Source organism: Variovorax sp. 20P10.2.4, assembly GCF_058244205.1.
The window spans coordinates 1-10516 of record NZ_JBZAYE010000226.1 but is presented as its reverse complement, the minus strand read 5'-3'; the positions used below and the strand labels follow the sequence as shown (position 1 = coordinate 10516).

The window sequence follows — 10516 nt, the reverse complement described above, 5'->3', positions numbered from 1 at the left end:
ATCCATGCGCGTACTGCCGCCCATGCCGAGGACCTCGCGCGGCACATGCGCTCGCTCGGCGTCGATGCGCAGGCGGTTGCCGATCCGGAGGCCGCCGCGCGCGAGGCCGACCTCGTCATCGCCGCGACCAATGCGCTCGACCCCGTGGTGCCGCCGGACCTGCGCCCCGATGCCTGCGTGATCGCGATCGGCGCCTACCGCGCCGACATGGCCGAGGTGCCCACCGCGCTGGTGCGCCGCGGCAGCGTGTTTGTGGATACGCTGGAGGGCGCGCGCCGCGAGGCCGGCGATCTGATCCGCGCGGAGGTCGATTGGCGCGCCGTGCAGGACTTCGCCCATGCGGTGCCCGCCGCGACCGGCGCGCCGGTGCTGGTCAAGACCGTGGGCCATGCGCTGTGGGATCTGGCGGCGGCGCGGCTGGCGCATGACGAAGGACGGTGACGATGACGAGCGGAGCGAAAGGCATTCCATGCGGCGTGTGGTGATCATCGGCGGCGGGGCCATCGGCTCGGCCATTGCCTATTTCCTGACCCGCGATCCGGCGCAGGAGCCCTTCGAGGTCACGGTGGTCGAGCGCGACTTCTCGTACAGCCAGGCCTCCTCGGCGCTGTCGGCCAGTTCGATCCGCCAGCAGTTCTCGACCGCCATCAACATCGAGATGTCGCGCTACGGCATCGACTTCTTCCGCGGCCTGGGCCAGACGCTGCGCGTGGGCGACGACGAACCCGACATCGGCCTGGTCGAGCCCGGCTACCTCTACCTGGCCTCGGCGGCAGGCGAGGGCGTGCTGCGCGAGAACCATGCGCTGCAGAAAGCGCATGCGGTCGACGTGGCGCTGCTCGAGCCCGAGGAGTTGAGGGCGCGCTTTCCGTGGCTCGACACCGAGGGCGTCGCGCTGGGATCGCTGGGCCTCTCGGGCGAGGGCTGGTACGACGGCTACAGCCTGCTGCAGGCTTTCCGCAAGAAGGCCGTGTCGCAGGGCGTGCGCTATGTGCAGGCGCAGGCGACCGGGCTGCAGTGCGAAGGGCGCCTCGTGCGCGGCGTCGTGCTCGCCGACGGCCAGGCCCTGCCGGCCGACGTGGTCGTCAACGCAGCCGGCGCCTGGGCCGCGACGGTGGCGCGCTGGGCCGGCATCGACCTGCCGGTGCGCGGCCGTCGGCGCAGCGTGTTCAGCTTCTCGTGTCCCGAGGTCTTGCCCGGCTGCCCGCTGGTGATCGACACCTCGGGGATCTGGCTGCGCCCCGAGGGCCGCCAGTTCATCTGCGGCTTCGCGCCGCCCGAGCACCAGGATCCCGACGACGCGCCGCTCGAGGTCGAGTACGAGGCCTTCGACAGCTTCATCTGGCCCGCGCTGGCCGAACGCGTGCCGGCCTTCGAGGCCATCCGCATGACCGGCGCCTGGGCCGGCTACTACGAGATGAACCTGTTCGACCACAACGCCATCCTCGGCCTGCACCCGGACTGCGACAACCTCTATTTCGCCAACGGCTTCTCGGGCCATGGCCTGCAGCAATGCCCGGCGGCGGGGCGCGGCGTGGCCGAGCTGATCCGCTTCGGCGGTTACCGCAGCCTCGATCTGTCGGCGGTGGGCTTCGAGCGCATCCTGCGCAACGCGCCGCTCTTGGAGCGCAACGTCATCTAGGGACAAACCTCGCGGGCGTAGGATGGCCCCCGAAAGGTGTCCCGACATGACCGCCAAGACATTGACCGACACGGCCGCCGCGCTGCTGGCTGCCGACAAGGGCCTGCTCGCGATGGACGAGAGCAACGCCACCTGCAACAAGCGCTTCGCCGCGCTCGGCATCCCGCAGACCGAGGCGGCGCGGCGCGACTGGCGCGAGCTGATCGTCACGGCGCCCGGGCTGTCCGACAGCATCGGCGGCGCGATCCTGTTCGACGAGACGCTGCGCCAGACCACCAACGCCGGCGTGCCCTTCGCGCAGGCCCTGGCCGCCGCGGGCATCGTGCCGGGCATCAAGGTCGACACCGGCGCCAAGCCGCTCGCGGGCCATCCGGGCGAGACCGTGACCGAGGGCCTCGACGGTCTGCGCGAACGGCTGGCCGAGTACGCGGGCCTGGGCGCGCGCTTCGCCAAGTGGCGCGGCGTGATCGCGATCGGCGCGGACCTGCCGAGCCGCGCCTGCATCCGCGTCAACGCCCATGCGCTCGCGCGCTATGCGGCGCTGTGCCAGGAAGCCGGGCTGGTGCCGATCGTCGAGCCCGAGGTGCTGATGGACGGCGACCATTCACTCGCGCGCTGCGCCGAGGTCACGGAAGAAGTGCTGCACCGCACCTTCGCCGAGCTGCGCGCGCAGGGCGTGCTGCTCGAGGGCATGCTGCTCAAGCCGAACATGGTGCTGCCGGCGCAGAACGCGGCCGTGCAGGACGACGTGGCCGCGGTGGCCGACGCCACGGTGCATTGCCTGCTGCGCAGCGTGCCCGCGGCGGTGCCGGGCGTGGCCTTCCTTTCGGGCGGGCAGTCGGCGCAGCTCGCCTCGGCGCGGCTCAATGCGATGAATGCCCGCTTCGGCGCGCGGCTGCCGTGGGCGCTGAGCTTCTCGTTCTCGCGTGCGGTGCAGCAGCCCGCGCTCGAGCTCTGGAAGGGCGACCCGGCCCGCGTGGCCGAGGCGCAGAAGGCACTGGTGTTCCGCGCGCGCTGCAACCGGGCCGCGCGGCGCGGCACCTACGATGCGCGCAACGACGCGCCGCTGTAGGCCGCCCCCTCATTTCCCATCCCTTCAGAAAAAGAGACGAGACGCTTCATGGACTTCCAGGACCAGTACCGCCGCAAGCGCGCGAGCGCCGCCGATGCCGTGCGCCAGGTGCGCGACGGCGACATGATCATCGTGCCCACCGGCGTGGGCGAGCCGCCCGCGCTGCTCGAGGCACTGTCGGAACAGCGGCGCGATTTCCGCGACGTCAAGGTCGCGCAGATCCTCGCGATGCGCAAGTACGCCTACATCGATCCCGAGACGGTGGCGCACGTGCGCCACGTCGCGCTGTTCTTCGGCGGCGCCACGCGCGCGGGCGGGCAGGAGGGCTGGATCGATTTCCTGCCCAACTACTTCTCGGAGATCCCGGCGCAGATCGAGCGCGGCCAGATTCCGGCCGACGTGGTCTTCAGCATGGCCTCGCCGATGGACGCGCACGGCTACTTCGCGCTGAGCCTGGGCGCGGACTACACGATGGCCGCCGTGGCCAAGGCGCGCGCTGTGGTGCTCGAGGTCAACCCGAACGTGCCCTTCGCGCATGGCGCCTGCCATGTGCACGTGTCGCAGGTGGCGGCGCTGGTCGAGAGCGAGGCGCCGGTGCTCGAGGTGGGGCTGCCCAAGATCGGTCCGGTGCAGCAGGCCATCGGCAAGTACGTGGCCGAGCGCATCGACGACGGCTCGACCTTGCAGATCGGCTATGGCGGCATTCCCGACGCGGTGGTGATGCAGCTCACGGCCAAGCGCGACCTCGGCATCCACACCGAGATGATCGGCGACGGCATCCTCACGCTGGTGGAGAGCGGCGCCGTGACCAACCGGCGCAAGAACCACCTGCCGGGCAAGTCGATCGCGACCTTCGCGCTGGGCTCGAGCAAGCTCTACCGCTTCATGGACCGCAATCCGGCGCTCGAGATGCATCCGGTGAACTTCACCAACGACCCGGCGCTGGCCGGCCTCAACGACAACCTGGTCGCGATCAACGCCACCATGCAGATCGACCTGCTGGGCCAGTGCGGTTCGGAGAGCCTGGGCCACGCGCCGTACTCGGGCACGGGCGGGCAGTCGGACTTCGTGCGCGCGGCCAACCGTTCGCGCGGCGGCAAGGCCTTCATCGTGCTGCCCTCGACCGCCAAGGGCGACACCATCTCGCGCATCGTGCCCTCGCTGTCGCCCGGCACGCACGTGAGCACGAGCAAGAACGACATCGACTACGTGGTGACCGAGCATGGCGTGGCGCAACTGCGCGGCAAGTCGGCCAAGCAGCGCGCGCGCGAGCTGATCGCGATCGCGCATCCGGCGTTCCGGGCGGAGCTGGAAGAGCAGGCGGGGCGGCTGAGGCTGCTCTAACGCTGTTGCGGCGCGTGGCCGACTGCCGTCAGCTCGCCTTCGCCGCGCTCACCAGCGCCGGCGCCGAGCGATAGCTCTCGGGAAAGAGCTTCTTCAGATCGTCGATCTTCGGCCAGTCGTTGACGACGATGTAGCCGTGGTCCGGGTGCTTGGTGAGGAAGTCCTGGTGGTAGTCCTCGGCGGCGTAGAAGGGTTTGCCCGTCTCGATGATGGTGGCGAGCGGCTTGCCGAAGGTCTTGGCCTGGTTCAGCTGCGCGATGTAGGCCTTCGCGATGCGTGCCTGCTCGGCGTTCTCGGCGAAGACGGTGGAGCGGTACTGGGTGCCGGTGTCGGGGCCCTGGCGGTTGAGCTCGGTCGGGTCGTGCGCGACCGAGAAATAGATCTGCAGCAGCTTGCCGTAGCTGATCTGCTTGGGGTCGTAGGTGATGCGCACCGATTCGGCATGGCCGGTGCGGCCCGAGCCGACCTCGTCGTATTTGGCGGTCTTCGCATCGCCGCCCGCATAGCCCGAGACGGCGTTGCTCACGCCCTGCACGCGCTGGAACACGCCCTGCACGCCCCAGAAGCAGCCGCCCGCGAAGACGGCGGTTTCGGTCTTGGCGGCGGGTGGCGCGACGAGGTCGGCGGTGGGGGCGGGCACGCGGCGCGCGGGCTCGGCCGACGAGGGCACGGCATGCCAGACCAGGGCCGCGGCGGCGAGGGTGGCGGCGGTGAATGCGAGGGATTTCATGGAGGATCCTTGAGGGGAGGTGGCCACGCGGGCGCGGCCGCCGGAGGCGACATTGCCGCCGATTCCGGCGGCCGTCAATGCCGCGTCCGGTTCGGGCGTCCTTTTCCTACTTCTTCATCTCGTCCTTGCCCATGGCATCCTTCTTCATGCCGTCCTTGGACATGGAGTCTTTGGCCATCGAGTCCTTCTTCATGCCGTCTTTCGACATGGAGTCCTTCGCCATCGAATCCTTCTTCATGGCGTCCTTGGACATCGAGTCCTTGGCCATGCCATCCTTGGCCATCTCGTCGGCGGCAAAGGCGGAGGCGCCGGCAAAGGCCAGGCAGGTGGCGAGCAGGGTTGCGCTGAGCTTGTTCATTGGGAAGTCTTTCGGGTTGAGGTTTCACTTTTCAAGAGAGGCGCGGTTCATCGAGGAACACGGCCTCGCGCTTTCATCGGCAGTCGAATCGTCGCGTGCGACGACTCAGCTCCCTCCGAACCAGTTGTAGCCCTGGTCTTCCCAGTAGCCACCTGAATAGGTATTGCTGACGAACATCGCCTGGATATGCTTGGGGTTCTTGTAGCCAAGCTTGGTCGGCATCCGCAGCTTCATCGGAAAGCCGTACTTCGGCGGCAGCACCTCGCCGTCGTAGGTGAGCGCCAGCAGGGTCTGCGGATGCAGCGCCGTGGCCATGTCGATGCTGGTGTAGTAGTCGTCGGCGCACTTGAAGCCGACGTAGCGTGCGGTGGTGTCGGCGCCGACATGGCGCAGAAAATCGGCGAAGCGCACGCCGCCCCAGCGGCCGATGGCGCTCCAGCCCTCCACGCAGATATGGCGTGTGATCTGTTCGTGCTGCGGCATGGCGCGCAGTTCGGGCAGGGTCCAGCGGCGCTTGTCGGCGACCAGGCCGGTCACCTCGAGCCGGTAGCTTTCCCCGTCGACCTCGCGGACCTCGTCCTCGCCGTAGTAGGCATTGAACGGAAACGGCCGCGTGATCATCGAGGCGGGATAGGTCTCGGCGAGTTGCGTGGGGCTGAAGATCAGGCCCTGCACCTTGTCGTTGATGCGCGAGATCTTCGAGAGCGCGGCTTCGACGTGGCTGTCGTCGCTGATGCTGCAGCCTGTGAGCAGTGACAGGCTGCCCAGGGTCAATGAGCGTTGAAGGAAGGCGCGGCGTGCGGGGTGCTCCACCTTCTTCGCGATCAATGCTTGGGCTTCCTGGACCACTGCTTCGCTGTCGACGCCGGTCATCTTGGGGGCTTTGAAGATTCTCATGTCTGGCTTTGGTTGTTTGGGGTCGGGGCGCGTGCACAGGACAGCGGGTACTTCCCTCCGCGAATGTCCCCCGCCTTCGGCTCCTCCTTTATTTCGCTGCGGGAAGCACCCGCTGCCCTGTGCACGGGAGGCACTGCGGTGGTGCCGGCCGCGCAACAACCGCCGCGTCCAAGCTCACGTCGATGGGGTACTCCCCGCAGCGAAATAAAGGAGGAGGCCGCAGGCCGGGGGACATTCGCGGAGGGGAGTACCCCGTCGGCGTGAGCCCGCCCCGAACGCAGCACATCAAGGGCCAGTGCGTTCATTTCAGACCCCGAGAAGAGCGGCCCCAAACCATCGCAAGCAAGGTCCGAGGAACCAGCGCCACCATCACCAGGTGAAGCACGACAAAGGCAACCAAAGAGGCCATGCCGAAGAAGTGAATGCGCCGCGCGAACTCGTAGCCACCCAACAAATCACGCAACACAGCGAACTGCACCGACTTCCAGAGCACCAGCCCCGACAGCACGATCACCACGATGTCGAGCATCACGAACAGGTAGGCCAGTCGCTGCACGTTGTTGTAGCGGCGTGGATCGGCATGTGAGAGCCGCCCCTTGAGCGCCGACAGCGCGTCGTGCCATACACCGCCCGGCGTGACCGGAAAGAACTTGGTGGCCAGCCGTCCGCTCGCGATGTTGAACGCCAGGTAGACGAAACCGTTGAACACCAGCAGCCACATCGCCGCGAAGTGCCATTGCAGCGCGCCGCCGAGCCAGCCGCCGAGCGTGATCCCGGTCGGGATGCGGAACGGGAGGAAGGGCGCCGCGTCGTAGATGCGCCAGCCGCTCGTCACCAGCACCAGCACCGCGAGCGCGTTGAGCCAGTGCGTGATGCGCATCCACAGCGGATGGATGGGACGGGTGTCCGGGGCGGCGAGGGCGGTGCTGTTCATGGAGCGGATTCTTGGGCCCACCCCCTGGCCGATTCATCACGCAAAGTTCAAAGAATCGTGATAACTCGGGAATCCGTATCGCGGGACAATCGGCGCCATGGACACCCCCAAGCGCGTGCTGCTGGTCGAAGACGACGCCCATATCGCCGAACTGTTGCGCATGCACCTGCGCGACGAAGGCTATGCGGTGGTGCATGCGGCCGATGGGCATGCGGGCCTGCGCGAACTGGAACGCGGCCAGTGGGATGCGCTGGTGCTCGACCTCATGCTGCCCGGCATCGACGGGCTCGAGATCTGCCGCCGCGCACGGGCCATGGCGCGCTACACCCCGATCATCATCATCAGCGCGCGCTCGAGCGAGGTGCACCGCATCCTCGGCCTCGAGCTCGGTGCCGACGACTATCTGGCCAAGCCCTTCTCGGTGCTCGAGCTGGTGGCGCGCGTGAAGGCGCTGATCCGCCGCACCGATGCGCTGGCGCGCAATGCGCGGCTGGAGTCGGGCAGCCTCGCGCTCGGCAACCTCGAGATCGAGCCGCTCGCACGCGAGGTGCGCGTGGACGGCAAGCCCATCGAGCTCACGCCGCGCGAGTTCGACCTGCTGTATTTCTTCGCGCGCCACCCGGGCAAGGTGTTCTCGCGGCTCGACCTGCTCAACCAGGTCTGGGGCTACCAGCATGACGGCTACGAGCACACCGTCAACACCCACATCAACCGGCTGCGCACCAAGGTCGAGGCCGACCCGGCCGCGCCGCGGCGCATCCTCACCGTCTGGGGCCGCGGCTACAAGCTCTCGGCCACGGCCGATGGCAAGGACGAGGGCGCTGCATGATGGGCTGGGCCACGCTCTCGCGCCGGCTGTCGCTGGTGTTCGCGCTGCTGCTGCTGGTGTGCTGCGGCGCCTCGGCCTGGTTGCAGGTGCGCGCGAACGGGCGCCACGAGCAGGAGGTGGTCCAGCGCCTGTCGGGCGGCCTGGCTGCGCACATCGCCGAGAACGCCGAGCTGATGCGCCCCGGCGGTCTCGACCCGGCCGCGGTCAAGCGGCTGTTCGACCAGCTGATGGCCGTCAACCCCAGCGTCGAGGTCTACCTGCTCGCGCTCGACGGCCGCATCGAGGCCCAGGCCGCGCCCGAGGGGCACCTCAAGCGCGACCGCGTCGACCTCGCACCCGTGCGGCGCCTGCTGGCCGGCGCGCCGATGCCGATCCTCGGCGACGATCCGCGCAACCTGCAGACCGCCAAGGTCTTCAGCGCCGCGCCGCTGCGCATGGACGGCCGCGACGCCGGCTATGTCTACGTCGTGCTGCAGGGCGAGGACCGCGATGCGCTCGCCGCCCACGTGGCGGCCGACAACGCGCTGCGCACCACGCTGTGGTCGATGGGGCTGGTGGCGCTGCTCGGGCTGGTCGCGGGCACGGCTGCGTTCTGGCTCATCACGCGGCCGCTGCGCGAACTCACGGCCGCGGTGCGGCGCTTCGAGACCGAGGGCATCGATGCGATCGCGGGCCAGGCGCCGACGCTGGAGCGCATCGCGCGCGGCGGCGGCGAGATCGCCTTGCTGGCGCAGGCCTTCGCGCAGATGACGCGGCGCATCGCCGAGCAGTGGCGCGAACTCACCTTGCAGGACCAGCAGCGGCGCGAGCTGTTCGCCAACGTCTCGCACGACCTGCGCACGCCGCTGACCTCGCTGCACGGCTACCTCGAGACCCTGCGCCTGAAGGCCGGCACGCTCGACGAGGAGGAGCGCCGCCGCTACCTCGACATCGCGCTCGACCAGAGCCGCAAGGTGGGGCGGCTCGCGCAGGAGCTGTTCGAGCTGGCGCGGCTCGAGTACGGCGTGGTCAAGCCTGAGAAGGAGAGTTTCGCGCTGGCCGACCTGGTGCAGGACGTGTTCCAGAAGTTCGAGCTCGCGGCCGAGTCGCGGCAGCAGAAGCTGCGCCCCGACATCGCGCCGGGCCTGCCGGTGGTGTCGGCCGACCTCGGGATGATCGAGCGCGTGCTGACCAACCTGCTCGACAACGCGATCCGCCACACGCCGGCTGGCGGCGAGATCGTGGTGCAGCTGCGGGCGGCCTCCGGCGACGAGGGCACGGGCGTGACGGTGCAGGTCAGCGACACCGGGCCCGGCATTCCGCGCGAGCTGCAGCCCGGCCTGTTCAAACGCCCGGCGTTCACCGGCAGCGTGCGCAGCGACGGCTCGGCCGGCGGCGGGCTGGGGCTGGTGTTCGTGCAGCGCATCCTGCAGCTGCATGGCAGCGACATCCGGCTGGTGCCGCAGGCGGGACGCGGCGCGGTGTTCCGCTTCCGGCTCTCGGGCGGCTGAGCACGGGGCGCATCGGTGCAAGCGCCGGTTGCGCGCGCGGCGGCCGATGCTACAAGCGGATGCGGGATGCAGGCACGTCGACCTGTGCCCGACGATCCACCCAGGAGACACCGCCCATGCCCGACTTCCGCACCGTCGTCATCGACCAGGACCCGCAGCATCCGCGCATCGCGCGCCTCGTGCTCAACCGCCCCGAGAAGCTCAACGCCATCGCCGAGACCACGCCGACCGACATCCGCCATGCGGTGGAGTGGGCGCAGGCCGAGGACGCGGTGCACGTGATCGTGGTCGAGGGCGCGGGCCGCGCCTTCTGCGCCGGCTACGACCTCGGCGACTATGCCGAGGGCCATGGGCGCGAGGGGCAGGGCGAGCATCCGTGCCGGCAGGAGAAGACGCCCTGGGACCCGATGCTCGACTACGCCGCGATGAAGCGCAACACCGACGACTTCATGGCGCTGTGGCGCTGCACCAAGCCGACCATCGCCAAGGTGCATGGCTACGCGGTGGCCGGCGGCAGCGACATCGCGCTGTGCTGCGACCTGCTGGCCATGGCCGACGACGCGCGCATCGGCTACATGCCCACGCGCGTGTGGGGCTGCCCGACCACGGCCATGTGGACCTACCGGCTCGGCGCGCTGCGCGCCAAGCAGCTCATGTTCACCGGCGACACCATCGACGGCGCGCAGGCGGCCGACTGGGGCCTCGCCAACTTCGCGGTGCCGGCCGACGAGCTCGACGCCGCCACGCTGAAGCTGGCGCTGCGCATCGCGGGCGTGCCGCGCTCGCACCTGATGATGCACAAGCTGGTGGTCAACCAGGTCTGGCATTCCATGGGCCTGGAACAGAGCCAGATGTTCGCCACCGTGTTCGACGGCATCACGCGCCACAACCCCGAGGGCATGTGGTTCCGCCGCCAGGCCGAGGCCGAGGGCTTCAAGAGCGCGGTGCAGTGGCGCGACAGCGGGCGCGACATCCCGGAGGGCGACGAGGCGAGGGCGCTGATCGCCGCGCTCGAGGCGAAGCTGGCCGCGCGCTCCTGAGCGAGGCGCGGGGGCCGTGCATGTCACGGCGCAGACACATGGCCTCGCAATGATCCGACGCCCGCCAAGAACCCATAACAACGCGCGGCGGGTGGCGACGAATCCGTACCAGCCACACAGCGAGAGAGAGGGTCTCCCATGCAGTCATTTTCCCTGGCCAGGATCGCCCTGGCGGTCAGC

11 protein-coding genes are annotated in these 10516 nt (G+C 69.2%); 7 read left to right on the top strand and 4 right to left on the bottom strand.

Annotated elements, in window-relative coordinates:
- The 4 genes from AC27VN_RS20750 to AC27VN_RS20735 form a co-directional block, all read left to right on the top strand.
- Positions 1-441 (top strand): Rossmann-fold NAD(P)-binding domain-containing protein (locus tag AC27VN_RS20750; RefSeq protein ID WP_490877724.1); only part of this gene is annotated, 441 nt, incomplete at its 5' end.
- A gap of 28 nt (positions 442-469) precedes the next feature.
- On the top strand, positions 470-1642 hold the full coding sequence (locus AC27VN_RS20745; protein WP_490877723.1) for an NAD(P)/FAD-dependent oxidoreductase: 1173 nt from the start codon (positions 470-472) through the stop codon (positions 1640-1642).
- 46 nt (positions 1643-1688) lie between these two features.
- Positions 1689-2714: a class I fructose-bisphosphate aldolase gene (locus AC27VN_RS20740; RefSeq protein WP_490877722.1), complete on the top strand. Its 1026-nt coding sequence runs from the start codon at positions 1689-1691 to the stop codon at positions 2712-2714.
- 48 nt (positions 2715-2762) lie between these two features.
- Positions 2763-4058, top strand: a complete 1296-nt coding sequence (locus tag AC27VN_RS20735; RefSeq protein WP_490877721.1) for an acetyl-CoA hydrolase/transferase family protein — start codon at positions 2763-2765, stop codon at positions 4056-4058.
- A gap of 28 nt (positions 4059-4086) precedes the next feature.
- On the opposite strand, the gene msrA is transcribed toward AC27VN_RS20735, so the two are convergent.
- The 4 genes from msrA to AC27VN_RS20715 all read right to left on the bottom strand — a co-directional run bounded on the left by msrA (position 4087) and on the right by AC27VN_RS20715 (position 6977).
- On the bottom strand, positions 4087-4788 hold the full coding sequence (msrA, locus tag AC27VN_RS20730; protein ID WP_490877720.1) for a peptide-methionine (S)-S-oxide reductase MsrA: 702 nt from the start codon (positions 4786-4788) through the stop codon (positions 4087-4089).
- A gap of 106 nt (positions 4789-4894) precedes the next feature.
- A complete protein-coding gene (locus AC27VN_RS20725; protein WP_093341501.1) occupies positions 4895-5146 on the bottom strand; it encodes a pentapeptide MXKDX repeat protein in 252 nt (83 codons plus the stop codon).
- A gap of 105 nt (positions 5147-5251) precedes the next feature.
- Positions 5252-6043: a molybdopterin-dependent oxidoreductase gene (locus AC27VN_RS20720; protein ID WP_490877719.1), complete on the bottom strand. Its 792-nt coding sequence runs from the start codon at positions 6041-6043 to the stop codon at positions 5252-5254.
- A 301-nt stretch (positions 6044-6344) separates the two neighbouring features.
- The gene (locus tag AC27VN_RS20715) at positions 6345-6977 is read right to left on the bottom strand and encodes a cytochrome b/b6 domain-containing protein (protein ID WP_490877718.1); all 633 of its coding nucleotides are present in this window, start codon (positions 6975-6977) and stop codon (positions 6345-6347) included.
- Positions 6978-7074: 97 nt separating this feature from the next.
- On the opposite strand from AC27VN_RS20715, the gene AC27VN_RS20710 reads away from it, so the two are divergent.
- The 3 genes from AC27VN_RS20710 to AC27VN_RS20700 all read left to right on the top strand — a co-directional run bounded on the left by AC27VN_RS20710 (position 7075) and on the right by AC27VN_RS20700 (position 10336).
- Positions 7075-7806 carry a response regulator transcription factor gene (locus tag AC27VN_RS20710; protein WP_093341507.1) on the top strand — a complete coding sequence of 244 codons (732 nt, stop codon included), beginning with the start codon at positions 7075-7077 and terminating at the stop codon, positions 7804-7806.
- On the top strand, positions 7803-9296 hold the full coding sequence (locus tag AC27VN_RS20705) for a HAMP domain-containing sensor histidine kinase (RefSeq protein WP_490877717.1): 1494 nt from the start codon (positions 7803-7805) through the stop codon (positions 9294-9296). Before AC27VN_RS20710 ends, AC27VN_RS20705 begins: the two co-directional genes overlap by 4 nt.
- 116 nt (positions 9297-9412) lie before the next feature.
- A complete protein-coding gene (locus AC27VN_RS20700; protein WP_490877716.1) occupies positions 9413-10336 on the top strand; it encodes a crotonase/enoyl-CoA hydratase family protein in 924 nt (307 codons plus the stop codon).
- The last annotated feature ends 180 nt before the right edge of the window (positions 10337-10516 follow it).

Excerpts from the sequence above, each read along its gene's own strand:
- AC27VN_RS20745 (WP_490877723.1), top strand. The coding sequence starts at position 470 with ATGCGGCGTGTGGTGATCATCGGCGGCGGGGCCATCGGCTCGGCCATT.
- AC27VN_RS20740 (WP_490877722.1), top strand. The coding sequence starts at position 1,689 with ATGACCGCCAAGACATTGACCGACACGGCCGCCGCGCTGCTGGCTGCC.
- AC27VN_RS20735 (WP_490877721.1), top strand. The coding sequence starts at position 2,763 with ATGGACTTCCAGGACCAGTACCGCCGCAAGCGCGCGAGCGCCGCCGAT.
- msrA (WP_490877720.1), bottom strand. The coding sequence starts at position 4,788 with ATGAAATCCCTCGCATTCACCGCCGCCACCCTCGCCGCCGCGGCCCTG.
- AC27VN_RS20725 (WP_093341501.1), bottom strand. The coding sequence starts at position 5,146 with ATGAACAAGCTCAGCGCAACCCTGCTCGCCACCTGCCTGGCCTTTGCC.
- AC27VN_RS20720 (WP_490877719.1), bottom strand. The coding sequence starts at position 6,043 with ATGAGAATCTTCAAAGCCCCCAAGATGACCGGCGTCGACAGCGAAGCA.
- AC27VN_RS20715 (WP_490877718.1), bottom strand. The coding sequence starts at position 6,977 with ATGAACAGCACCGCCCTCGCCGCCCCGGACACCCGTCCCATCCATCCG.
- AC27VN_RS20710 (WP_093341507.1), top strand. The coding sequence starts at position 7,075 with ATGGACACCCCCAAGCGCGTGCTGCTGGTCGAAGACGACGCCCATATC.
- AC27VN_RS20705 (WP_490877717.1), top strand. The coding sequence starts at position 7,803 with ATGATGGGCTGGGCCACGCTCTCGCGCCGGCTGTCGCTGGTGTTCGCG.
- AC27VN_RS20700 (WP_490877716.1), top strand. The coding sequence starts at position 9,413 with ATGCCCGACTTCCGCACCGTCGTCATCGACCAGGACCCGCAGCATCCG.